At 72.5% G+C, this 23,674-nt stretch carries 18 protein-coding genes; 8 read left to right on the forward strand and 10 right to left on the reverse strand.

What is annotated here, in order from left to right; genetic code table 11:
- Nucleotides 1–139: 139 nt before the first annotated feature.
- Both ACN28A_RS35460 and ACN28A_RS35465 read right to left on the reverse strand, forming a co-directional pair.
- Nucleotides 140–2,839, reverse strand: a complete 2,700-nt coding sequence (locus tag ACN28A_RS35460; RefSeq protein ID WP_421403000.1) for a hypothetical protein — start codon at nt 2,837–2,839, stop codon at nt 140–142.
- Nucleotides 2,840–3,010: 171 nt separating this feature from the next.
- A complete protein-coding gene (locus ACN28A_RS35465) occupies nt 3,011–3,340 on the reverse strand; it encodes a hypothetical protein (protein WP_421403002.1) in 330 nt (109 codons plus the stop codon).
- A 216-nt stretch (nt 3,341–3,556) separates the two neighbouring features.
- Here ACN28A_RS35465 and ACN28A_RS35470 point away from each other — a divergent pair, with 216 nt between their 5' ends.
- On the forward strand, nt 3,557–3,988 hold the full coding sequence (locus ACN28A_RS35470; RefSeq protein WP_421403004.1) for a DUF6223 family protein: 432 nt from the start codon (nt 3,557–3,559) through the stop codon (nt 3,986–3,988).
- Between the two features lie 116 nt (nt 3,989–4,104).
- Here ACN28A_RS35470 and ACN28A_RS35475 read toward each other — a convergent pair whose 3' ends face one another.
- The 3 genes from ACN28A_RS35475 to ACN28A_RS35485 all read right to left on the reverse strand — a co-directional run bounded on the left by ACN28A_RS35475 (nt 4,105) and on the right by ACN28A_RS35485 (nt 8,734).
- The gene (locus ACN28A_RS35475; RefSeq protein ID WP_421403005.1) at nt 4,105–4,767 is read right to left on the reverse strand and encodes a response regulator; all 663 of its coding nucleotides are present in this window, start codon (nt 4,765–4,767) and stop codon (nt 4,105–4,107) included.
- Complete coding sequence (locus ACN28A_RS35480; protein WP_421403007.1) at nt 4,764–6,068, reverse strand: histidine kinase; 1,305 nt, start codon at nt 6,066–6,068, stop codon at nt 4,764–4,766. Before ACN28A_RS35480 ends, ACN28A_RS35475 begins: the two co-directional genes overlap by 4 nt.
- Nucleotides 6,069–6,226: 158 nt before the next feature.
- On the reverse strand, nt 6,227–8,734 hold the full coding sequence (locus ACN28A_RS35485; RefSeq protein ID WP_421403009.1) for a M14 family metallopeptidase: 2,508 nt from the start codon (nt 8,732–8,734) through the stop codon (nt 6,227–6,229).
- 574 nt (nt 8,735–9,308) lie between these two features.
- Here ACN28A_RS35485 and ACN28A_RS35490 point away from each other — a divergent pair.
- The 3 genes from ACN28A_RS35490 to ACN28A_RS35500 all read left to right on the forward strand — a co-directional run bounded on the left by ACN28A_RS35490 (nt 9,309) and on the right by ACN28A_RS35500 (nt 12,577).
- Nucleotides 9,309–10,022, forward strand: a complete 714-nt coding sequence (locus ACN28A_RS35490; protein ID WP_421403010.1) for a hypothetical protein — start codon at nt 9,309–9,311, stop codon at nt 10,020–10,022.
- A 302-nt stretch (nt 10,023–10,324) separates the two neighbouring features.
- Nucleotides 10,325–10,561: a preprotein translocase YidC gene (locus ACN28A_RS35495; protein ID WP_421403012.1), complete on the forward strand. Its 237-nt coding sequence runs from the start codon at nt 10,325–10,327 to the stop codon at nt 10,559–10,561.
- 324 nt (nt 10,562–10,885) lie between these two features.
- Nucleotides 10,886–12,577 carry a cellulose binding domain-containing protein gene (locus ACN28A_RS35500; RefSeq protein WP_421403013.1) on the forward strand — a complete coding sequence of 564 codons (1,692 nt, stop codon included), beginning with the start codon at nt 10,886–10,888 and terminating at the stop codon, nt 12,575–12,577.
- Nucleotides 12,578–12,691: 114 nt separating this feature from the next.
- Here ACN28A_RS35500 and ACN28A_RS35505 read toward each other — a convergent pair whose 3' ends face one another.
- The 4 genes from ACN28A_RS35505 to ACN28A_RS35520 form a co-directional block, all read right to left on the reverse strand.
- Nucleotides 12,692–13,894: a fumarylacetoacetate hydrolase family protein gene (locus ACN28A_RS35505; RefSeq protein WP_421403015.1), complete on the reverse strand. Its 1,203-nt coding sequence runs from the start codon at nt 13,892–13,894 to the stop codon at nt 12,692–12,694.
- A 232-nt stretch (nt 13,895–14,126) separates the two neighbouring features.
- Entirely contained in the window at nt 14,127–14,582 is a 456-nt protein-coding gene (locus ACN28A_RS35510; RefSeq protein WP_421403017.1) for an NUDIX domain-containing protein, read from the reverse strand.
- Between the two features lie 161 nt (nt 14,583–14,743).
- Entirely contained in the window at nt 14,744–16,117 is a 1,374-nt protein-coding gene (locus tag ACN28A_RS35515; RefSeq protein WP_421404826.1) for a pyridoxal phosphate-dependent decarboxylase family protein, read from the reverse strand.
- 159 nt (nt 16,118–16,276) lie between these two features.
- Nucleotides 16,277–16,729 (reverse strand): GNAT family N-acetyltransferase, encoded by a 453-nt coding sequence (locus ACN28A_RS35520; RefSeq protein ID WP_421403019.1) that lies wholly within the window; start codon nt 16,727–16,729, stop codon nt 16,277–16,279.
- A gap of 64 nt (nt 16,730–16,793) precedes the next feature.
- Here ACN28A_RS35520 and ACN28A_RS35525 point away from each other — a divergent pair, with 64 nt between their 5' ends.
- From ACN28A_RS35525 to ACN28A_RS35540, 4 genes are all read left to right on the forward strand, one after another.
- Nucleotides 16,794–17,657: a helix-turn-helix domain-containing protein gene (locus ACN28A_RS35525; protein WP_421403021.1), complete on the forward strand. Its 864-nt coding sequence runs from the start codon at nt 16,794–16,796 to the stop codon at nt 17,655–17,657.
- 60 nt (nt 17,658–17,717) lie between these two features.
- Nucleotides 17,718–18,374, forward strand: a complete 657-nt coding sequence (locus ACN28A_RS35530) for a M23 family metallopeptidase (RefSeq protein WP_421403023.1) — start codon at nt 17,718–17,720, stop codon at nt 18,372–18,374.
- Nucleotides 18,375–18,520: 146 nt separating this feature from the next.
- Complete coding sequence (locus ACN28A_RS35535) at nt 18,521–20,212, forward strand: hypothetical protein (protein WP_421403024.1); 1,692 nt, start codon at nt 18,521–18,523, stop codon at nt 20,210–20,212.
- 160 nt (nt 20,213–20,372) lie between these two features.
- Nucleotides 20,373–22,703: an LLM class flavin-dependent oxidoreductase gene (locus tag ACN28A_RS35540; protein ID WP_421403025.1), complete on the forward strand. Its 2,331-nt coding sequence runs from the start codon at nt 20,373–20,375 to the stop codon at nt 22,701–22,703.
- On the opposite strand, the gene ACN28A_RS35545 is transcribed toward ACN28A_RS35540, so the two are convergent.
- On the reverse strand, nt 22,696–23,637 hold the full coding sequence (locus tag ACN28A_RS35545) for an aldo/keto reductase (protein WP_421403027.1): 942 nt from the start codon (nt 23,635–23,637) through the stop codon (nt 22,696–22,698). The two genes, ACN28A_RS35540 and ACN28A_RS35545, sit on opposite strands and share 8 nt — an antisense overlap.
- Nucleotides 23,638–23,674: the final 37 nt, after the last annotated feature.

The raw sequence follows: 23,674 nt of genomic DNA on the forward strand, positions 1-23,674 counted from the left end.
CAACACATCGACCTCCGTCGAGCTGGGGATGTTGGATCGAGACTTTAACGACGTTCCGGTCGATGCGTCAGCGGGCAACAATTGCGCGCTGCGCGGGTAGTCGGAGGATTCCGTGCACCGATAGGCTGGCGGGGCCGGATCAGCCCGCCGACACCACGCCGGTCAGCACCGTGCTCGGCACCGGGCCCTCCGGCAGGCCGACGAATCGCAGCTCGACCGACTCGTCCGGCTCGGCCACCGAGTCGGTGACGGTCGGAACGGTCACCGCACCGCTTGTCGCGTCCGCCTCGATGAAGAGGTACGGCGACAGCCAGGTCTCCGACAGCGGCCGTTCCGGCTCCACCGGCTCCAGCGTGCTCTGCACGAACCAGTCCGGGTCGACGTCGGTGGTGGACAACTCCACACCGACGGCCGGACCGCGCGGCTCGGTGAACAGGTAGATTCCCGCCTCGGTAAGCGCCGACGACGAGAAGCGCCAGGTCAGCGTCCCGCCCTCGGCGACCCGCGCGGAGGCGGACTCGACCGAGAGAACCGGCTCCGGGTCGTCGTCGAGCGTCGACATGCCGCCGAGATAGCTGCCGACCACCAGGCCCTGCTCCGCCTTGGCGGTCAGGGTCCGGTTCTCGGTGTAGTTCCACAGCGTGTCGGCGACGACCTCGACCGGCACCGGGATGCTCCGCTCGCCCGGCCGTACGGTGGCCGGCCAGGAGCGTCGGGTGCGCGTCGTCTCGTCGAAGAGGAAGAGCCGTACCACGCCGCCGCCCGAGCCGAGGACGCTCACCGGGATGTCGTAAGTCCGCGTTCCGGAGTCGCCCTCGGTGACGCGCAGGTTGCCGACGTCGATCCGGGGCAGGGAGGTCGGGATCGGGTCGGGGGTGCCGGGCTGCCAGCCCCAGGCGTCGAGCAGCCAGGCCCGTCCGGTGCCGCCGCTCGGGGTCAGTTCGAGTGCGGCAAGTGTCGCCGGTGCGTTCCCGAGCGGCACGCGTACCTCCTGAGCCCAGTACGACGTGGTGTTGGCCGTGCCGGGCAGGCCGTCGACCCGGATCTCGCCCAGCCTGCCGCGGCGGCCGTCCGGCCCGACGACGGTGACGTCGAACCGGGTCCCGGTGCTGTTCGGTGGGACGATCACGCGCAGTGCGATGGCGTCGGCGTCGGCGAGGCCGACCGGCCGGGGCGGGGTCAGCCGGATCGGGCGCCCGGCTCCGGCGGTCCAGTCCAGCGCCGCCGCGTACCGGCCGGGTTCGGGAACGGTCCAGAGGAACGGTACGAAGTGCGCCCGCAGGGCGTTCCCGTCCTCCGGGTCGAGGCAGGAGCGCGCCGCGTCGTCGGTGACCTGGTCGCAGATCCGTCCACCGGCGGAGACCACTGTGGACGGATCCGGGGTGACCAGCGGGGTACGGTGGCCGCCGAGCGCGTGGCTGTGCACCCGGGCCGGGTCGGCCGAGGGCGCCCGTACGCCGCTGCCGTCGAGCAGCGGTCGGACCTGGTCGTCACCGGCCACGAAGAGCCGCGCGGCGGCGGCGACGTAGGTGGCGCCGACCGTCTGCTGTTGCGCCGGGGTGAGCCGGGTCGGGGTGCCCGGGGAACAGACCGGGTCGTCGGAGGCCCGGAAGTCGTCGTCGGACGGTGCCACCGACTGGCCGGGTGTCCACTCCGTGTTGAAGAAGTTGTGGTTGGCCCCGACGACGTACAGCGCGCTGTGCAGCGCCCGGCCGTGGCTGAGCCCCCGGGTCTCGTCCACGAACATCTGGCCCTGTAGGTCGGAGACGTCACCGTCGCAGCCGGGCAGGATCGTCACCGACGGGACGTCCGGCACCGGATCGTGCCCGAACAGGGTCGGACCGACGAGCAACAGGCCGCGGACGTTCCAGCGGACGTCCCCGCCGTAGCCGTCCGGCCCGGCCGGCGGCGGGGTGAGCGAGTCCAGCGCCGCCCGGCCGACCCCCTCGCCGCCCCGGGAGTGACCCACCAGGAGTACCCGGGACAGGTCGGCAGGCGGCGCGGCGCGGACGATCGCCGGGGCGGCGGCCCGGCCGGCGCCGGTCCAGTCGGCCCACCTCGCCAGGTGCAGCCGGACCAGCGAGGAGCGGGCCTGGGCACCACCGTCCGGAACTCCCCGGTCCTGCCCGTTGATTCCGTTCGCCGAGACGGAGACGGTCAGGTATCCCTGCGAGGCGAGCAGCCGCTGGGCCTGTAGGTAGCCGCGGTGGCTCGGGATCGGCTCGGTACCGGCCGGGCAGGGCCACTGCTGCGGCACCTCGGTCGCGCCCGAGTAGCAGGAGTCGTGCCGGCCGTGCAGGAACAGGGCCAGTGGCCGGCTGCCGGGCGCGTTCTGCGGCGCGACCACCACCGCCCGCATCTCGACCCGCTCCGGAAGATCGGGCAGCTCGACGGCGGGCAGCTCGTACTCGCCGGTGACCGACCCGTACGGCCCGGAGACGCCGGGATCGACGGCTCCGGCCGGCTGGCGGGCCGGCATCGTGGGTACCGTCGTCCGGCGGCGGGTGCCGGCCGGTGGAGCCTGGTCGAGCCGTCTCCCGCCGGCCCGCACCGTCAGCGGGCCCGGCCGGAGGGGCCCGGCCACGGCGAGGCTGAAGGTCCGGCCGTCCGGGTGTGGGCGGGCCCTGCCGAGCCGCTCTTCACCGGACCAGAACTCCACGTCGGCGTCGCCCATCGGCACCCGCCGCGCCGACCGCCAGGTCAACTCGCCGTCCGCCATCGACCAGCCGGCGGCTGCCGGACGCGACGGCGGGGCCCCGGGAGGAGCGGCGGACGCCTGCCCCGCCGTCCCGGTCAGCAGCGCCAGGAGCAGCACGGTCGAAACCAGAAATCTACGCATGTAGATGTTTCTATCCCATGCGCGCAAGTGTCGACGCGTGTGTCAGAGCCTGTCCGGGATGGAGCGTGCACACCAAGAACGAACCCGGAATCGAAACCGGGATCGGGATCGGCCGGCTCCGGGATCGGGCCGGAACGGGGACGGACGGGGACGCCCGGCCCCGTGCGGGGGTCAGTTCGCCCGGGACAGCGCGTCGCGCGGCACCGTGAGGGTCACCACGCCCGGGTCGGCCTCCGACACGTCGGCCACCTGATGGCCGCCGGCGTAGACGTCGGTGGCCATCAGGCCGGCGCCGTCGACCCGCAGGTACCCGTTGGCCATCAGGCTCTCCGCCTCGCCGTGCGGCGCGTCCGGGCGTACGTCGGTGCCGGGCTGCTGCACTGCGGTGACGGTGCCGACGGCTTCCCCGGCGGCGTCGACGACCGACATACCCGTGTTGACCTGGGCGATCGGCAGAGGCTCGGTCGGCATGCCGGGCGCGGCCGGCTGGTGCGGATGCATTGCCACCTCCTTCCCACGATCGTCCGCGACGAAACCGACCCGGCCCGGAGGTCGAGCCGGGCCCGGAGGTCAACCGGGACAACCACGGGGGTACGCCGGCCCGGGTCCGGACAACCCGGGTGGTAGACCGGGTCACCACTCCGGCATGACGATCCGTGACCGTCCCGGTACCTAGGCTGCGGCCGACGGTTGGTCGTACCAGAAGAGGAGTTCTCGATGTCCGTGCGTCATCTGCTTGCCACCACCACGACCGCGCTGCTCGGCGGGCTCGGCCTCGGCGGATTCGGGTTCGCCGCACCGGCGGCCGCGTACGTCTCGTCCCAACCCCTGGCCGCCAGCGCCTACACGATGAGCGCGGGGCGGGTCGAATCCGCCGTGGCCGGGTTGCTGGGGCTGGTCGGCGTGGTCGTCGGGGTGCTGGCCTGGGCCCGTCGGAACGGGCCTGCCGGCACCGGGCGGCGCGGCGGCGTCGTCGCACTGCTGCTGGGGCTGGTCGGCATGGCCGTCGGCGGGGTGGTCGTGCTCACCGCCGAGGGTGGCGTCGGCACCGGCAACGGCCTGGGCGGAGGGTTCGTGGCCCTGGCACTCGGGTTGGTCAGCACGCTGCTGGGTGGCCTGTCCCTGGCCCGCGCCCGTCGCACCGGCTGACCTGACGGACCGGGACACGGGGTGCCGGGCCGCTCCCCTGGACGGTCACCGGACGTCCGCCGGATGGCTCGGCCCGGCGGACGTCGTGGTTCACTCGGCCCGGCGGACGTCGTGGTTCAGGAGGCGGCGAGCCAGCCGGGGACGGTCAGGCCGGACTCGTAGGCGAGGATCACCAACTGGGCCCGGTCCCGCACCCGGGTCTTGGTCATGATCCGGCTGACGTGTGTCTTCGCGGTCGCCGGACTCAGCACCAGCCGGGCCGCGATCTCGTCGTTGGAGAGGCCGGCGGCGACCAGCGCCATCACCTCACGCTCCCGCTCGGTGAGCGCACGCAGTCGGGGAGCCGGGTCCGGATGCCTGACCCGGGCGCTGAACTCGGAGATCAGCCGGCGGGTGACCGAGGGCGCGATCAGCGCGTCGCCGCGCGCCACCACCCGTACCGCGTGGATCAGCTCCGCCGGCTCGGTGTCCTTGACCAGGAAGCCGCTCGCACCGGCCCGCAGCGCACCGTACACGTAGTCGTCCAGGTCGAAGGTGGTCAGGATGATCACCCGACCGGTGCAGCCCGCGACGATCTCCCGGGTGGCCGCCAGGCCGTCCAGCCCCGGCATCCGGATGTCCATGAGTACGACGTCCGGCCGCAACTGCCGGGCGAGCCGCGCCGCCTCGGCACCGTCGGCGGCCTCGCCGACCACCTCGATGCTCTCCTCACCCTCCAGGATGGACCGGAAGCCGGCGCGGACCAGCGTCTGGTCGTCGGCGAGCAGCACCCGGGTCACGCCGCACCCCCCGCTTCCGCTCCCGCCACGGGCACCCGGGCCGTGGAAAGTCCGGTCGTGGGCACCGCCGTCGGCCCTTCCGCCGTGGGCAATGTCGTCGTGGGTTGTCCGGTCGGCGGCGCCGTGGGCAGTCCGGTCGGCGGCGGAGCGGGCCGGAGAGGCAGTCGGGCACGTACCCGGAATCCGCCGGTCGGTCCGGCCCCGGTGCTCAGCGAGCCGCCCAGCGCCCGGGCCCGCTCGTCCATGCCGAGAATCCCGTCGCCGGCCGGACCCGGCGTACCCGTACCGTCGTCCTCGACCTCCACCAGCACGTCGTCGCGGTCCGGCCGGACCCGGATCACCGCCGTGCGGGCACCGGCGTGCCGGGTCACGTTCGTCAGCGCCTCCTGGACGATCCGGTACGCCGCCAGGTCCACCTCCGGCGGCAGCGGCCGGGTCTCGGTCAGCTCGGTACGGATCTCCAGGCCGGCTCGTCCGGCCGCCGTGACGAGTTCGTAGAGACGGTTCAACCCGGGCCCGGGCACGATCGGCGTCTCGTCCGGCCGACGGAGGATGCCGAGCGCCGCCCGCAACTCGTGCAACGTCTCCCTACTGGTCTGCTTGATCGCGGTGAGCGCCTGGGTGGCCCGCTCCGGATCCGGCCGGTGCAGTGCCGCGCTGGCCTGCACGTTGATCAGCGAGAGATGATGGCCGAGTACGTCGTGCAGCTCGCGGGCGATACGCAGCCGCTCCTCGGTGGCCCGGTGCCGGGCCTCCTCCTCCTTGCGCCGCTCGGCGGCGAGCACCCGGGCCTGCGCCTCGGCGAGATAGGCCCGGCGGTTGCGGGTGACCCCGACGATGACCGCGACGAGCCAACCGGCGTGCAGCAGGGTCGCCCCGTTCATGCTGTCGACGGTCCGGTGATAGCTGTCCGCCACGTCGAAGGCGACCACCGAGGCGACGCCGAGCCCGATCGCGACCGCGAGATGCCCCTCGTCGACCACGGTGTAGAGCGCCACGACGAAGACCAGCATGATCGGGCCGGGCCGGTGCAGCAGTACCCCGTAGCAGGCGACGGCGGTCAGCGCCAGCACCCCCACCGGGACCGGATGGCGTCGGCGCAGGTAGAGCGCGGCCGCGGCGGCCAGCACCGCCAGCAGTGCCAGCCACTCGGCGGCGGTGTCGAGGCCACGGGACTGCACCAGCAGGCCGACGAGGGCCACCAGGCCGACCGCCGGCACCGCGGCGATCTCCGCCATCCGGCCGGCCCAGCGCGCTCCGGCGACGTCCACCGGGCGGCCTCGCCAACGCCACCTCACCATGCGGCGAAGCGTAGCCGCCCTGACACGGGCGGGAGAAGGTCGCCCGGCCGCCCGCCGCAGCCGCACGCCCACACCGCTGCCACAGCCGCACCCCGGCGCGGCCCGAGCCGCACGGGCCCGGACCGCAGCCGTGATCGCCTACCGCTACCGCACAGCCGCTACCGCTCGACGATCCTGATCGTCGCCGTGCGGTACCTGTCGCGCCGGTCCCTCCTCGTCGGGTCGTAGTCGTTCTCGATGTTGCCGGCCGCGTCCACCGAGAACCAGCGGAACGTCGTCGTCTCGGTCACGTGGAACACCTGCCCCGGCTCCCGGAACTCGGTCGCCTCGTAACGCTGCGACTCCAGCGTCGGCCGGCTGCCGTCCGTCGTGTAGTAGACGGTGGCCGGCTCGTTCGTGTCGAAGCGGACGTCGACGGGGCCGGGGTACCTCCCGGCGCCGGGCACCAGCCGGGAGACCGGGTCCCTCCGGTCCCTGCCCCACTCCGCGGCGATCCGGAACATCTCCATGATCCCGTTGGCGTACTCCATCGTCTCGGCGTGCCCGCTGACCAGCTGCGGGTCACCTTCCCAGGGCGGCTGGAACGATCCGCCCTGCCAGTCGCCGGTGGCCGGGTTGTAGACCGAGCCGCCGACCTCCCAGCCGAAGGCGTAGATCCCGTAGGTGTGGTAGAGGTCCTCGCGTACGTTGCCCGCCGAGGAGTAGAGCACGTCCGAGGAACCGCCGACGTTCTCCGGCGTGACGACGGTCTCCCGGTGCGCCTTCACCTGGGACAGGATCCGGGCGGCCGACTGCCAGTAGAACGCCTCGTCACCCAGCGGCGGGCGCGGCGTGGTGATCCGGCCGTCCGCGATGTAGGCGCCGGGCTGCCAGAACAACTGGCCGCCGTTGGAGTGCACCGACATCATGAACTTGATGTTCGAGTACCTCTCGACCAGCCAGACGATGTTCTTCGCCTCGGGCTCGGAGAGCTTCTCCGGACCCTGGTAGGTGTCGCTGACACAACTGGTCGACGCGCCCGCGTACCCGTCCTGCCCGGACCCGACCCGGTAGTTGCGGTTCAGGTCGACACCCCAGGAGTTGCGCCGGGCCGGATCGGCGTTCTCGTCCGGGCAGTGGTTTGTCAGGTTCCGGCGCTGCGAGGCGAAGTTGTAGAAGCTGTAGTTCGCCCCGTCCGGGTTGTTGGAGAGGATGAGGAAGATGTCGGTGTCGTCGACGATCTTCTTCGTCTCCCGGTCGGTCCGGTAGTTGTGCACCAGCCGCTCGGCCGTCTCCAGCGTCGTCGTCGCGGGTACCCACTCGCGGGCGTGGTCCTGCGCCTGGATCAGGACGCCGGGGTTCCGGCCGTCACGGTGCTTGCCGATCCGCAGCACCGGGATCGTGGCCGGGCCGCGCGGCACCTCGCCCTCCGGTGCGCCGGCCCGCAACTGGTCGAGGAAGTCGGTGAGCGCGACCGGGCCGGGGGTCGGGGCGACGATGCCGGTACCGGTGTTCGACCGGTACGGATGGGCCCGGTCGACCAGGCCGGCGGAGCGGGTCTCCAGCGCCGTGGCAACCTCGGCGACAGTACTCGCCGGAGCACCCGAGGCGTCCTTGCGCAGGAGTACCCGGACCGCCGTGCCGGTCACCTCGACGTCGAGCGGGAGGTCGGTGCCCGGCCGGTCCACGAACTCGACGGTGACGTCGTTGCCGCCCTCGTGCCCCCAGGCCGCCGAGCTGACCACGACCGCCTCCGGCCCGGTGCCGCCGATCGTGGCCTGCGCCTTGCGCTGGTAGCCGTTCGTCCGGTTCGGCAGGTGGACGATCTCGGCGATGTCCGGGTACTGCCGGGCGATCTCCCTGGCCCGCGCGTAGAGCTGCTGCGGGTGCCGGTAGCCGTCGACGAAGTCCCACCGGTAGCGGGGGTTCGCGGTCAGCGGCGGCGGGGCGTCCTCCAGCCAGTCGGAGACCCGACCGGTGACGACACCACCGGTGGAACTCGTCACCCGGATCTGCTTCGGGCGCGCGTCGAGCTTGAACAGGTTCCGGTGGAACATGTACTGCCCGGAGTCGACGAACCGGCTCATCGTCCGGGCGGAGCCGAACGGCGTACCCCGGCCGGAGTCGTTCTCCAGCTGCATCTCCACGACCGGGTCGGCCTGCTGCCCCTCGGTGGTCCGGGCCTCGACGTAGAGGAAGCCCTGGCCCTTTGTGGTGAACCAGTCCGCGCGGACGATCCGTACCGTCCGGTCGTGGCTGGCCGGCCCGACGGTACGCGCACCGAGCGTCCGGAGCCCGCCGTCGGCCTCGTCGCTCCAGGTGAACCGCTCGTCCTCGCCGAGGACCCGGGCTCCCATCGCGGTCAGTTCGGCGAGCTGCTCGGCGGTAACCACCGCCTCGGCCTCGACACCAGCCGGTACGCGCCGGGCACCGTGCTCGAGGTCGAATCCGGCGGCGGCCATCCGGTCCAGCATGTCGGCACCGGTCAGCTGGATCCGCACCAGGCGTACCGCCTCCTGGTGCTCGAGCTGGGAGCGCCCGACGCCGGCCGCGGTGGTGGCGGCGGTGGTGGTGGTGGTGGCGGCGGCGGTGGCGGGATCCGCGCCCGCCGGTGCCGTGGCCATGACGACCGTTCCCATCAGGGCGGGCAGGACGAGAAGCGTGCTGCGCAGCCGGCTACGTCGCATGCTCACTCCTTCCGTCGGCGGCCGGCGAGCCGCTGGGACCCGCCGTCGGCAGGAGGCGCGGCGCGGCCGGTGATCGGGCCGGGTGCGACGAGCGTATGCACATCCGTCACTCCGACGAACCACCGGAACCGGATCTTGAGCATTACTTGAGCATCACTCGGGCTGCCGCACGTCCTCCGCTGCCTCCCCGGCGGGCCGGGGAGCGCCGGTCCGGACCGGGACGGCCGGGGCGATCCCGGAGTCGAGCGCCTTCGCCCGCCCCGCCGGATGGCAGGCCGGGCCGACCGGGCGGCTCCGGACGGGGCGACCGCGAAGATCGTCTGGACGGAGCTGTCGGTAGGCTTGGCCCGACTGCCGTGGTGCGTCTGGAATCCAGCGCCAAGGAGGCCCCGCCGTTCCCACAAGGGACAGCGGGGCTGACGCGGGAACCGCCCGCCCCGGCCGTCCGGCCACACCGTCACCGGTTCACCGACAGGACCGCCGGACCGGCCCGGTCCCGCGTCGATGTCCCGCCCCGGCGGCCGGACCTTGTAGCATTGCCGCGTTCTTCAGTCGGCAGCTGAATCGAGACGACATGCGGTGGTTCCGGCGTCTGCTGGGTAGGAAGCAGGTCCAGCACGATCCGGCCCGGCAGGAGGCACTCCTGTCGGACCTTCGGCACCGGTTCGGCGCCGGTACACAACTGCGGTACGCCGACCAGGCCGAGGCGGTCAGCCGGCTGCTGGACGGTGACGACGGCCTGTTCGTGGCGGCCAGGGTGCTCCGGGAGTTCGCCGACGCGGCCAACGCGGACCTGCTCGGCCAGGCCGCCGAGGTCTACCGGCACACCGGCCGTCGGCTGGTGGTCGACCGACGTAACTACCGACCGCTGTGGCGGGAGGCCGGGCACCAGTTGCGCTGGCCGCTGCTGGCGCTGCCGTGCGGCTTCCACCCGTACGTCCAGGTGGCCGGGGCGGTTGCCGTGGTGGGTGCCCGGGCGCCCAGGTTGGTCCGGGTGACGGATCCGAGCCCGTTGCTGCGGCACGTCTTCGAGATCCTCGACCTCACCGCCGCCGGCTGGGAGTACGGCCGCGTCCGGGCGGACGTGGACGCGGCGTCCCTGGCAAACCGACTGATCTCGACCGCGCAGCAGGTCCGTGCGGCGCTCGACGATCCGCCCCGGCTGCCGCCACCGGCCCGCGAGCTGATGCGCCGCAACAACAACATCGACGTCTACGACCCGTCCGGTCACCGGGTGGTCAGCGCGATCAACCTGGGCGCGCAGATGCGACCGGCCCTGCTGGCCTGAGCCTCTCCCCGGCATGTACAGCCGGCGGACCTGGAAGTCGACAGCCCGGGGCGGCCCCGGTCCGGCCCAGCCGGCCGGAGCGGGGCGGGGCCGGAGCGGGGCGGGCGGCTGCCCGGCGGTAAGTCTGTTTTAGGGGTTACTGTCCAGTTCAGTGCTCCCCTCGGTCTGCCGCAGGCAGCACGACCGGGCGTCACCTTCCGGGTGATTAGGACCCGACGGTGGGTAAGCAGGCCGGACGGACGGCCCCCGGTGGGGCGACGGCAGTCGACTGCCGCGTCCGGGAGCGGATCGGGAGGTTGGCCATGGGTTACCGGGCGCGTCAGGGCGAGCAGCCGGTGGATCCGGACCGCGCCGAGAACGAGGACGGCCAGGCCAGGCTGACCCAGGTGGCGGCCGAGACGGACGTCCCGGCGCCGTCGGGTACGGGCGAGCGCCCGGACATCGTCACCGAGGACGACGGTTCCGGGATGGCCGGCGGCGCGTCCGGCGGCAGCGGCGGCGGCTCGGCGACGACCGGGCATCCCGACTCCGTGCACTGAGCGACTCCCGCCAGCAGTCCCGTCAGCGGCTCACCCCAACGCGACGGCGGGCTCGCGCGTTCCAGAATCTTCCCCAGCCGGCGCCGGCCGGCTGTCGGCAGTGGGGCCGACATCCCAGTCCCCGGCCACGGGCCGCCTGACGATCATCAGTGCGCCGCACGCAAGGACGGCGACGGCGACGGCGACGGCGACGGCGACAAGATCGGCACACCCCCGGCCCGCATTGACATGTTCAACAAGGTTGATTGAAACTTATCAATAGACATCGGTGATCGTCGATTGCCGGTCGTCCAATCCGCCACCCACCCGGAAGGAGAGCCCCCAGTGGCCATCGACTCGGGCTGCTCCAAAATCCGTTCGGCGGTCGTCACGCTCGCGGTAGCGGCGCTCACGATCGTCGGAACGGTAACCGTAGTAGCGAGAACCACCACCGCCGAGGCTGCCGCAGACCTCGTCGTGACCGCTTCGGCCGTCGAGGACGAGGGCGCCGACTGCCCGGTGCCCAGCTCGGGTTCGACGTCCAACTCCCGGCTTCCCGACCCGTTCCGGAAGATGGACGGCACCAGGATAACCAGCAAGGCCGACTGGCGCTGCCGGCGGGCCGAGACCAGGGAACTGGCCGAGCGGCACGTCTACGGCCAGAAGCCGGCGAAGCCGGCCAGCGTCACGGGAACGGTGTCGAGCACCAGCATCACGGTGAACGTGTCGGACCAGGGCCGGAGCGCCAGCTTCTCGGCCGGCGTCCAGCTACCGAGCGGCAGCGGCCCGTTCCCGGCCGTCGTCGTCGTGGGCGGTTTCGGCGCCGACACCTCCACCATCCGGTCCGCCGGGGTCGCCGTCATCAGCTACGACCCCCTCGCGGTCGGCCGGGAGGGCACCCCACGCAACAACAAGCAGGGTGCCTTCTACAGCATCTACGGCGCGTCCAGCAGCACCGGCATCCTGATGGCCTGGGCCTGGGGCGTGAGCCGGATCATCGACGTCATCGAGTCCTCCGGCGGCAACATCCTCCGGGCCGACGCGATGGGCGTCACCGGCTGCTCCCGGTACGGCAAGGGCGCCTTCACCATCGGCGTCTTCGACCAGCGCATCGCGCTGACCATGCCGATCGAATCCGGCAGCGCCGGCGTCGGCGCGTTCCGTTCGATCGCCACGGAGAGCGGGGCACAGCCGCTGAGCAGCGCCTACGGTGAGCAACCGTGGCTCGGTGACGCGTTCAGCTCCTTCACCGGCAACCCGGCGGGCCTGCCGGTCGACACCCACCAGATGGTGGGCATGGTGGCGCCGCGCGGCCTGTTCATCATGGACAACCCGCACGTCGACTGGCTGGGCGCCCGGTCCGGCAGCGTGGCGGCGCTCGGCGGAGCCGAGGTCTACAAGGCACTCGGCGCGGGCGACAACATCACGTACTGGTCGGACGTGCAGGACGGCACGCACTGCGCCGTCCGCAACGAGTGGCGTACCCCGTTGCAGCAGAACCTGCAGAAGTTCCTGCTGAAGACCGGCAACGCCGCCGGCACGATGCGGATCTCCAGCCGGAAGGCCGGCAACCTGGCCGAGTGGCGGGACTGGCAGACCCCGACCCTGACGGACGGGCCGACCAACCCGCCCACGACGCCGCCGACCGGCGGTCCGACCACGCCTCCGCCGACCACCCCGCCCGGCACACCGCCGGCCACCACTCCGCCGGCCACCACCCCGCCGGCCACCACTCCTCCGGCCACCGGTGCCTGTTCGGCGACGGTGTCGCTGAACCAGTGGACGGGCGGATTCGTCGCCACGGTACGGGTCACCGCCGGCTCGGCGCCGGTCAACGGCTGGACGGTCTCGATGACCCTGCCGTCGGGTGCCAGCATCACGAACGTGTGGAACGCCAACCGCAGCGGCAGTACGGGTGCCGTCCAGTTCACGAACGTCAGCTTCAACGGCTCGATCGGCGCCGGCCAGTCGACGGAGTTCGGCTTCCAGGGCTCCGGCTCCGGAACGGGCATGAGTCCCACCTGCGCTGCCAGGTAGTCCCGCTCCCGGACGTACTTCCGGGGCCCGGTGTCGAGGCTGCCAGCCTCCGCACCGGGTCCCGGGCGTGCCGGCGTCGTTCCCGAGGGGTACCGCCGCCGCGAGGGCGGACGTTCAGAGCAGTCCCCGGCGGGCCAGGTTGGCCATCAGGTCGCGGAGCCCGAAGTCCCACGGCTCGCAGTCCTCGCTGTGCCGGACCCGGTTGACAAGGGTGCCGAGCGGGGGCGAGCTGATCCGTACGACGTCGTCGACCTTGTGCGTGAACCCCTCCCCCGGACGATCCCGATCCTGGATCGGCGCGAACATCGTGCCCAACATCAGCACCGCACCGTCCGGATACTGATGGTGCCTACCCACCAACTGCCCCACCAGCGCCGCCGGATCACGCGACATCGACGACATCTCCGAGACGCCGTCGAGCCGGAAGCCGTCCGCACCCTCGATCTCCAGCACCAGCGCCAGACCACGTACCCGATCCAGATCGAACCGATCGTCGAACAGCCGGATCAGCGGACCAACCGCACACGAGGCGTTGTTGTCCTTGGCCATCGGCAACAGCAGCGCCGACCGACCCTCCACATCCCGCAGGTTCACGTCGTTGGCCAACGTCGCCCCGACGATGCGCCCGGCCGACGAGACGAGAAGCGCCACCTCGGGCTCCGGATTGTTCCACGTCGACCCGGCAAGCACCCCCACCGGCACCGCCGTGCCCACCGCCGAGAGCACCTGTCCCTTGGTGAAGATCTCGGCATCCGGCCCGATCCCCACCTCCAGATACTGGCTCCACATCCCCTCCGCGACCAACAACTCCTTCAACCGCGCCGCCTCCGCCGAACCCGGCCGCAACTCCGCCAGATCGGCACCGATCTCGGCGAGCAACCGCTGCCGGATCTCCGCCGCACGGGCCAGGTCACCCCGAGCCCGCTCCTCGATCACCCGCTCCACCAACGACACCGCGAAGGTCACCCCGGCAGCCTTCAGCGCCTGGAGGTCGACCGGTGCGAGCAGCCAGGGCCGGTCGGCGTCCCGGTCGGCCCGGCCGGTGTTGGCCAGCAGGTCCGCGAAGTCGCCGACCCGGCGGCCGGTGAGCCCGGCGACCGAATCGGCGGGTTCGGGTAGTTCGCAGATGTCGCGGACGGTGGCGAACTCGGCGCTGACGTCGAAGACGTCCCCGTCGCGGACGACCACCGGCGACGGTCCGCCGACGACCGGATCCCAGATCCGGCCGACCAGGACGCTCTGCCCGGCGTCGTCCGGCAGCACCTCGGCGGCGGTGCCGAACCACTCCGGGGTCGGGTCAGACGATGGCAGGGTCACGGGGCGGCTCCCAGGGTGCAGGCGACAGAGGTCGCGGTGGTGGCTGTCGTCGACGGCGGCCCGGAACACGGCACAGACAGGGCCTGCCACGATACCGCCGGATCACCGTGGAGATCGAGTTCCACGACCAGGGGCCCGGTTCACCCGCCCGACCACGCCGTTCGCCGCCGGCCCGGCTGTCGGGCCCAGGTCGCGCCGGACCGTCGACCGCAGGCAGGCCGGACGGTCGGGCTCAGGTGGTCTCCGGCAGCTCGACATAGCGGGTCAGTCCCTCGGCACGGGCCAGCAGCACCTCGGCCAACAGGGCCCGGCGCGGCTCGGCGAGCAGGGACCGGGCTCGGGCCGGCGACACGAAGGCGTACCCGGCGAGTTCTCCGGGGGGCAGTGCGATCGCCGCTCTCCGCTCCCGGGGAAGTGTTCCGCCGTCGAAGACGAAGAAGACCCGCCCGTCCGGACTCTCCGCCGTCCAGGCGACCACCAGCAGGGCACCGAGGGCAACGTCGAGCCCGAGTTCCTCGCGTACCTCCCGGTGACAGGCCGCCCGGGGTGACTCGCCGACGTCGACGGCACCACCCGGCAGGTTCCAGAACGCCTTGTAGGTCGGATCCACCAGCAGTATCCGGCCGTCGTCGTCGACGAACACCGCTCCGGACGAGATCCGGGGCCGGGCGGGTGCGTCGTCCGGCATGCTCAGGCTTCCGTCCAGATGTGACGATCCGGCGACCCGCGCCAGGTGACGACCTCCGAAAAGGGATGTAGCCGGCTCCCACGGGGGAAGGAGTCGGCTACATCGAATAGGACCATAGGACATTCCGGCCCGGAGAGCAAAGCCGGCACGGCGTGGTCGGATCAGCCGTGGGCGGGCACGTCGGCGACGGCGGCACGGAAGGCCGCGAGCGCCCGCGCGATGTCCCGGTCGCCGGTCTGCCAGTTGCAGACCGACAGCCGGATCGCCCGCCGCCCGTCGATCCTGGTGCCGCTGAGCCACGCCTCGCCGCTCTCGTTGACCCGGTGCAGCACGCGGTCCGTCGTCCGGTCGTCGTCGAACCGGAAGAGCACCTGGTTGAGTACGACCTCGTTCAGCACCGTGCAGCCCGGGAGCGTGGCCACCTCGGCGGCGAAGTGGCGGGCGTGCGCACAGCTCCGCTCGACCAGGTCCGCCACGCCGCGCCGGCCCAACGACCGCAGCGCGGCGTAGACGGCGAACCCGCGGGCCCGCCGGGAGAAGGCAGGTGTCCAGTCCACCGCATCCCGGGGCTCCCCCGGACCGCCCTGCACCAGGTAGTCGGCGGTGGCGGACATCGCGGCCCGGTGGGCGTCGGGGTGGGCGCAGAACGCCAGGCCGCTGTCGTACGGGACGTTCAGCCACTTGTGCGCGTCGAACGCCCAGGAGTCGGCCCGCTCGACGCCCCGGACCAGGTGCCGCAGTTCGGGGCTGGCCGCGGCCCACATTCCGAAGGCACCGTCGACGTGCAGCCAGCCGCCCCGTCCGGCCGTGAGGTCGGCGATCCGGTCGAGGTCGTCCACCGCCCCGGTGTTCACCTCGCCGGCCTGGGCACAGACGATCGTCGGCCCGGCCGTCGCGCCGAGCGCCGCCGCCAGCTCGGTGACGTCCAGCCGGCCGGCGCGGTCGGCCGGGACGATCCGCAGGGCCGCCCGGCCGATGCCCAGGAACCGCAGGGCCCGGTCGACACTGACGTGGCGCCGGGCCCCGACGACGACCCGGATCGGCGGGGCGCCGGCCAGGCCGCGTTCCTCGACGTCCCAGCCCACGGCGCGCAGCACGTGGTGCCGGGCCGCGGCCAGGCCGGTGAGGTGGGCCGCCTGGCATCCGGTCACGAAGGCGAACGAGGCGTACGCCGGCAGCCCGAGCAGGTCCGCCAGCCAGCCGCCGGTCACCTCCTCCACCACCGAGGCCGCCGGACCGCAGGCGTAGAAGCCGGGGCACTGGTCCCAGACCGAGGTGAGCCAGTCGGCGGCGACGGCGGCCGGAAGTCCCCCGCCGATGACGAAGCCGAAGTAGCGGCCGGACGGGATGCCGAGCAGTCCCGGCTCGACATCCCTGGCCAGTTCCTCCAGCACCAGCAGCGGGTCGGCGGGGTTGTCCGGAAGTGGGGCGGCGAACCGGGCGCGCAGCTCGTCGACGGTCGCCGGTCCGGCCACCGGCCGCCGGTCCAGCGACCGCAGCCAGTCGGCCGCGATCCGGGCCGTACGGTCGAGCAGTTCGTCCGGGCTGCGGCCGGGCGGCCGGGTTCGGGTACTCGGTTCTGTCTCCACCTGCTGGTCCTCCGATCCGCTGCGGTCACGCACCCGGAGGACGTTAGGACTGAGCCGCTGCGCGGGTCTTGGACGGGATTGCTGCGCCCGGCCTCGAACAGGGCCTTAACCCGGCAGTCGCTGTAGGAGTTGTCGGGACGAGGCGAAGCCGAGCCGCTCGTACACCGGCACCGCCCGGCGACCGGACTGGACGGTCACCCGAAGGGCTCCGAGCCGGGTCGCATGCTCGGCAGCGGCCTGCACGAGCGCCGAGCCGATCCCCTGGCCGCGCTGTTCCGGCAGGACGAAGACGCTCTGGATGTCCGCGGACAACCGTCCCGTCGCGCCCGGTCTCGGCACGCGGGGGACGAGCGCGACCCAGGCCACGCCGACGATCTCCGGTCGACGGAGTCGAGCGACGAACGCCAGGTGCGAGTGCTGGTGGGCGGCCCACCAGGCAGCGAGTTCCGCCGCGAACGCGGCAACGGACGGCTGGGCCGGCTCCTCGTCCAGGGTGTCCAGCCACGACAGCCGGGCCAGGTCCGCGACGTCGTCCACACCCGCCTGGCTGATCCGCACCACGGGAAGTCTGCCACGGCCGTGCCCCGGCACCAGCCGATCGGAGCGCACTAGGCTCGGTGTCGTGGTGGGTGCTTCCGGTGGCTCCCGTGCCGGGACCGGAGCCGATCCGGCCCGGATGTGGCGGGTGGCGGATCTCGGTGGCCTGGAACTGTTCCGGGCCACCATCAGCGAGTTCGAGTTCCGGCCGCACGCGCACGAGGAGTTCTTCCTCGCCCTGACCGAGGACGGGCTGGCCAGACCGACCTACCGGGGCGGCAGCCACGTCGTCGGTCCCGATGACGTGATCGCGCTCAATCCGGAGGAGGCGCACGCCGGAGGTCCACCGGCGGAGTCGTCCTGGAGCTACCGGGCTCTCTACCCCGGTCCCGAGCTGTTCGGGAGGATCGTGGCGGAGTTTCCCGGCGACCGGCCCGGGATGCCGGCGTTCGGCGCGGACGTGGTACGGGACCGGAGGGTGGTGGACCGGCTGCGCCGATTCCACCTGCTCTCCGAGTCGGTGCGGGCGAACCGGCTGGAGCGGGAGGAGTGTCTGGTCGAGGCCCTGGTGCTGCTGGTGACCCGGCACTCGACGCCGGCCCGGGCACCGGGGTCCCCCGGCCGGGAGCCCGGGGCGGTCCGCCGCAGCAGGGAGTACCTGCACGAACACCTGGACCGGAACGTGACCCTGGAGGCGTTGGCCGCCTTTGCCGGGCTCAGCCCGTTCCACCTGTCCCGGGTGTTCCGTTCGGCGGTGGGGATGCCGCCGCACGCGTACCAGACCTCGGTCCGGGTGCGCCGGGCCAAGTCCCTGATCCGGGCGGGACTGCCGATCACCGTGGCCGCCGCCGAGGCGGGCTTCTACGACCAGGCGCACCTGAACCGGCACTTCAAGCGGATCCTCGGGCTCTCCCCCGGCCGGTACGCCAGGGACGCCGCAGGCGGCTGACCCGGTGCGCCGAGCCACCCGGACGCCGACGGGTTGCCGCCGTCTGCCATCCTCGGGGCGGTGACGACCGGCCAGCCGACCAGACGCCGCGACCGCCGGCCCCGCAGCCGCAGCACCCGGATCCTGCTGGTCCTCGCCGCGGTCGCCTCGGCGGTGGCCCTGCTCGCGGCGGCCGTGGTCGCGGTGCTGCTGCTGCGACCGCCCGGTCCGCGCCCGCTCTTCCAACTGCCGGTCGCCTGTGGCGAGAAGTGGCAGCTCGGCACCTATCCCGGGCACGACGACTTCGACGTCGACCTCTTCCCCGTCCGGGGCGAGGCGTGGGGGCGGCCGGTGCTGGCGTCGTACGGCGGCCGGGTCACGGTGGCCGGGATCAACGGTTCGCTCGGCGGGCGTACCCCGGAGAACCCGGACGGTCCGCGCGGCCGGGGCGGCGGCTACTGGGTGAAGATCGACCACGGTGGCAAGTGGGAGACGCAGTACCTGCACCTCCTCGAACCGCCGCTGGTCCGGGTCGGTCAGCGGGTGGAGCAGGGCGAGCAGATCGGGCGGGTCGGCAGCACCGGCAACTCCGGCGCCCCGCACCTGCACTACGAGCAGCGCCAGGGCTGGCAGAAGGTGGAGGCGTACTTCGACGGTGAGCCGTCCGGCATCACCCACGACGACCACGAGTACACGGTCACCCGGACCAGCAACAACTGCGGCACGGAACCGCGTTAGCCGGACCGGCCCGCGCCACCGGCACGCCATCGATCGACATCTTTCGATCTCGTCGGTGCGGGCATATGCTCGCGATGCCCCGCCGTCCGGAGTTCGACGCCGGGCCGGCGGTCGGCGCCTCGGATGCTGACCGGAGGAGGTACCCGATGTCGCGGCGATCCGGAACAGCGCGCTGGGCACCGTGTGCCGCCGTACTCGCGCTGGCGCTGCTGCCGCCGGTGCAGCCCACCGCCGCCGCCGCGGCCGGGGCCGGCGAGCCCTTCGGCCGGCCCCGGGCGGCGAATTTCGCGGTCTTCGGCTTCAGCCAGTCGGAGGTGGACTCCGAGGACCCGCAGGTCTACGAACTCGTCCCGGACGTCACCATCCGGGCGATCGGGAAGTGGTCCACCAGTGGTGACGAGGCGGCCGACTACGACTTCAGCCAGATCCGGCGCTACCACGCCAGGGGCATCGCCTTCATGGGCAGCGGGACGGCCAGCGTCATCTTCCCGGACGACTTCGCCAGCCCGGAGATCTTCGACGACATGTCGACCCGGGACGCCGAGAACAACCCGGTGCCGCACGACGAGTTCGGCTTCCCGACTCCGGCCCGGCGGGGCAACATCTTCAACCCGAGATACCGGGACTACCTGCTCGGCTGGGCGAAGATCCAGATCGACGGCGGGGTGGACGGGATCAACCTCGACGAGGTGAACGCCGGGTTCAGCGGCGGGCAGAAGTACGGCTTCAACGGCAACGAGGGCTTCGACGACCACGCCCTCGCCGACTTCAACAGGTACCTGCTGGCGAAGTACCCGGCACACACCGCCGCCGACTGGAAGTCCCGGTTCGGGATGACCGACGACAACCTGCCCCGCGCCGACGTACCCGCCGACGACCTGGCTCGCAACTTCAACTACCGCGACTACCTGCGGAGCAACGGCTGGCACCTCGACCCGCTGAACACCGGCAACCCGATGGCCGCCGAGTGGGGGCGGGTGACCGCGAACCGGATGTACGCCGACGACCACTCCTTCACCGCCAGCTACCTGCGCCGGTACTGGAAGGAGATGGTCGACGAGCTGCGCGGGTACGCCTGGCGGACGGGCCGGCGGCACCTGCTGGTCAGCTCCAACGGGCTGCTGCCGTACGTGGACTTCAACAGTGTCGGGATGTACCCGTGGAACCCGGACGAGCAGACTCCCGACTTCCGGGGTGCCGACTACGTGCCGGTGGTGGACGGCCACCTCGACGGGGCCAGGTCGTTGCAGGCCAACTACCGCTACCTGAAGGAGAAGAACCGCGAGATCGCCGGGAACGTGCCGGTGGCAATCTTCATCGACTGGCCGAGCGACATGATGACCGACTACCAGAACCTGCCGGTGGCCGAGAAGCGGGACTACTGGCAGATCTTCGGCGCCGAAGCGTACGCGAACGGGCTCTTCCCGTCGTTCCACCTCAAGGACACGGTGGGTGGCCCGACGGCGGAGCAGGCCGGGATGCTGGACTTCTTCAAGGCGTACACCGGGTTCTACCGCACCCACCGGGCGCTGTTCCGGGACAACGACCACGGGCCGCAGCACGTGCGGGTCGGGGTGGCCGACGTCGCGGCGAGCCTGCTCGTGCAGCGGGGCACCGGCAACCGGACGCTGCACCTGGTCAACCACAACTACGACCGGGGGATCGTGTCACAGGCCGGCGTCGGCGTACGGGTCGACCTGCCGTCCTGCCCCCGGCGGATCACGCTGGTCTCCCCGGACTTCGCGGGGTCGCGGGCGCCGGCCTGGTCCTGCCGGCACGGCCGGCTGTCGGTGACCGTCGACCGCCTCGACCACTACGGCGTGCTCACACTCGGCTGACTGTCCGGGGGCGGCCGGGCGCGCGGCCGCCACCAGCCTCGGCGCGGGCGGGAATCGATCTGGACGGAATATGTTGTCCCACATATCAGTTGGGCAACAGAAGATATCCCGCCTAGACTTCTCGTCGGCCGGCAACCGACGGGGCACGGAGGTACACTTGATGCCTGACTACGGGCACGAACTGCTGTTCGGGGCATTCGTCACACCTGACGCGCAGACCCCGGACCGGGCGGTGCGGCTCGCCGAGCTGGCCGAGTCGGCCGGGCTCGATCTGGCCACCTTCCAGGACCATCCCTACAACCCGGGCTTCCTGGACACCTGGACCCTGCTGAGCTGGGTCGCCGCCCGCACCGAGCGGATCCGGGTCTCGGCCAACGTGCTGAACCTGCCACTGCGCCCGCCGGCCGTGCTGGCCCGGGCCGCCGCCAGCCTCGACCTGCTCTCCGGCGGACGGTTCGAACTCGGCCTCGGCGCCGGGGCGTTCTGGGACGCGATCGAGGGCATGGGTGGCCGCCGGCTCGGCCCCGGCCCGGGGGTGGCGGCCCTGAGCGAGGCGATCGACCTGCTGCGCGGGGTGTGGGACACCGGCACGGCGGGGCCGCTGCGGCTGACCGGCGAGCACTATCCGGTACCGGGAATGCGGCGTGGACCCGCACCGGCGCACGAGATCGGGATCTGGCTGGGTGCGTACAAGCCCAGGATGCTGGCGCTGACCGGGCGCAGGGGCGACGGCTGGCTGCCGACGCTGGAATACCTCGACACCCCCGACCGGGTCACCGCGAACCGGATGATCGACGAGGCGGCCGTCGGGGCCGGGCGCGACCCGCGACAGATCCGCCGGCTGCTCAACGTCATGCGGGTCGGCTCCTCCCCCGCCGGGCACGGCTTCCTGCAGGGGCCGCCGGAGCAGTGGGTCGACCAGCTCCTGCCCCTCGTCCTGGACGAGGGGTTCAGCGCCTTCCTGATCGGCCAGGACGACCCCCGGCTGTTCCAGATGTTCGGCCAGGAGGTGGCACCGGCACTGCGCGAGGCGGTCGCCACCGAACGCCGCAAGAGCGGAACCCCGACCGGGCCGGTCCGACCGGCCGTCGCGCTGGCCAGGCGGCACCGGGGCGTCGACTACGACGCGTTGCCGCCGTCGCTGGCCGCCGGCGCGGTGGAGCCGGGCGGCGCCGCCTACGAGCGCGTCCGGCACAGCTACAGCCACTCCGGCTCCCCCGCCCTGGTGCTCCGGCCGGGCAACGCCGCCGAGGTGGCCGAGGCGCTGGCCTACGCCCGCGCCCAGCAGGCGACGATCTCGGTACGCAGCGGCGGGCACGGCATCAGTGGCCGGTCCACGAACGACGGCGGCATCGTGCTGGACCTGTCGAGGCTGAACCGGATCGAGGTGCTCGACCGGGCCAGCCGGCGGATCCGGCTCGAACCGGGCGCCCGGTGGGGAGAGGTCGCCCGGGCGCTCGCCCCGGACGGCCTGGCGATGAGCTCCGGCGACTACGGCGACGTCGGCGTCGGCGGCCTGGCCACCACCGGCGGGATCGGATACCTGGCCCGCAGGCACGGCCTGACCATCGACCACGTCGTCGCCGCCGAACTCGTCACCGCGGACGGCCGACTGCTCCGGGTCGACCGGGACCACCACCCCGAGCTGTTCTGGGCGGTACGCGGTGCCGGCGGCAACTTCGGCGTGGTCACCGCCCTGGAACTGGAGGCGTACGAGGTCGGCGACGTCGTCCACGCCCAGCTCGTGGTGGACGCCTCGGAACCGGCCGGGCTGCTGCGGCGCTGGGGCGGGCTGGTCGAGGAATCCCCCCGGGAGATCACCAGCTTCCTCTCGCTCTTCCCCGGCCGGCGCGGCAACCCGCCGATGGCCCAGGTGACCCTGGTCTACGCCGGTGACGACGTCGAGGCGGCCGAGTCGGCACTCCGCCCGTTCCTGGAGATCGGACCGGTCGTCGACCAGCAGGCGCAGCTCGTCGGATACCCGGCGATCGTCGCCCCGCCCGGCAACCGGCACCACGGTCAGGGCCTGGCGGACAGCCACAGCGGCCTGCTGCACCACCTCACCGAGCCGGCCGCGGCGGCGCTGGCGAAGATGATCCGCTCCGGTGACGTACTGGTGGTGCAGTTCCGCTCGGTCGGCGGAGCCGTCAACGACGTCGCCCGGGACGAGACCGCCTATCCGCACCGGAGCCAGAACTTCTCGGTGCTCGCCGCCACCGTCCCGGAACGCCGGGCCCGGCTCGACCGGCTCTGGGCCGAGCTCTACCCGCACCTGGACGGCATGTACCTCAGCTTCGAGTCCGACACCGCCCCGGAGCGCCTGCTGGACGCGTTTCCCGAGCCCACCCTCGGCCGGCTGCGGGCGGTGAAGGCGACCTACGATCCCGACAACGTCTTCGACCGCAACTTCCCCATCCCACCCGCCATCCCGGACGATGCGGCGACGACCGACGGAGCGGCCACCCCGGACGACGGCGACCGGGTCAGGTAGCGGCGTCGAGCCGGGCCCGCTGCTCGGCGGTGAGCACCAGTGCCACGCCGTCGAGGGCCTCCCGCAGCTGGGCGACGCTGCTCACCCCGACGATCGGGACGGCGGCGGGGCTGCCACCGGCCAGCCAGGCGAGCACCACGTGGTTGCGGGTGGTGCCGGTCTCGGCGGCGACCTCGTCGAGCACCGCCAGCCGGCGCTCGGTCCCCGGGTGCCCGTACTCCGGCGGCAGCGGCTTCTCCGCCCGGGTGTACCGGCCGCTGAGCAGCGGCGTGTACGCCCAGAGCGACATCTCCGGATGGCACTCCAGATAGTCGACCACCTCGTCGCTGACCGCCCCGAACCGGTGCGCCACGGTCGGCCGGGTCCCGGGGCGGGGCCTGAGGTAGGTGACGTGCTGCTGCACCGCCGTGAACCCGGTCATCCCGTTGGCCCGGGCGATCTCGCGGGCCCGCTCCACCTGCCAGATCGCGTAGTTCGAGCAGCCGAGCGCGCCGACCCTACCTGCGGAGACGAGTTCGTCGAAGGCGGCGACCGTCTCCGCCAGCGGCGTACGGCGGTCCTCCATGTGCGCCCAGTACCTGTCGACGTGCTCGACGCCGAGCCGGCGGAGGCTGCCCTCGATGCCGTTCTTGATCGCCGACGCCGACAGCCCCTCGGCGGTCTCCGGGAACCGGCCCGCCTCGGTCGGTTCGCAGCCCACCTTGGTGCTGATCCTGATCCGGTCCCGGACCCCGGGGCGCCGGGCCAGCCAGCGTCCGAGCAGTTCCTCGCTCTGCCCGCCGAGGCCACTGGGGTCCTCCCAGAAGGCGTAGCAGTTCGCGGTGTCGATCCAGGTGCCGCCGGCCTCGACGAAGTGGTCCAGGATCTCGAAGGAGGTCCGCTCGTCCTGGACCGTGCCGAAGAGCATGGCACCGAGCACGATGTCGTAGGTCATGCCTGCAAACGGTAGACCTCGATCGGATGGGCGGTAC

The organism is Plantactinospora sp. WMMB782 (genome assembly GCF_049179135.1).
Lineage (GTDB): Bacteria > Actinomycetota > Actinomycetes > Mycobacteriales > Micromonosporaceae > Plantactinospora.

Bases quoted from the DNA above. Each gene is read 5' to 3' on its own strand.
- ACN28A_RS35470 (WP_421403004.1), top strand. From the start codon at position 3,557: ATGTCCGTGCGTCATCTGCTTGCCACCACCACGACCGCGCTGCTCGGC.
- ACN28A_RS35465 (WP_421403002.1), bottom strand. From the start codon at position 3,340: ATGCATCCGCACCAGCCGGCCGCGCCCGGCATGCCGACCGAGCCTCTG.
- ACN28A_RS35540 (WP_421403025.1), top strand. From the start codon at position 20,373: ATGCCTGACTACGGGCACGAACTGCTGTTCGGGGCATTCGTCACACCT.
- ACN28A_RS35485 (WP_421403009.1), bottom strand. From the start codon at position 8,734: ATGCGACGTAGCCGGCTGCGCAGCACGCTTCTCGTCCTGCCCGCCCTG.
- ACN28A_RS35535 (WP_421403024.1), top strand. From the start codon at position 18,521: ATGTCGCGGCGATCCGGAACAGCGCGCTGGGCACCGTGTGCCGCCGTA.
- ACN28A_RS35495 (WP_421403012.1), top strand. From the start codon at position 10,325: ATGGGTTACCGGGCGCGTCAGGGCGAGCAGCCGGTGGATCCGGACCGC.
- ACN28A_RS35480 (WP_421403007.1), bottom strand. From the start codon at position 6,068: ATGGTGAGGTGGCGTTGGCGAGGCCGCCCGGTGGACGTCGCCGGAGCG.
- ACN28A_RS35545 (WP_421403027.1), bottom strand. From the start codon at position 23,637: ATGACCTACGACATCGTGCTCGGTGCCATGCTCTTCGGCACGGTCCAG.
- ACN28A_RS35460 (WP_421403000.1), bottom strand. From the start codon at position 2,839: ATGCGTAGATTTCTGGTTTCGACCGTGCTGCTCCTGGCGCTGCTGACC.
- ACN28A_RS35510 (WP_421403017.1), bottom strand. From the start codon at position 14,582: ATGCCGGACGACGCACCCGCCCGGCCCCGGATCTCGTCCGGAGCGGTG.
- ACN28A_RS35490 (WP_421403010.1), top strand. From the start codon at position 9,309: ATGCGGTGGTTCCGGCGTCTGCTGGGTAGGAAGCAGGTCCAGCACGAT.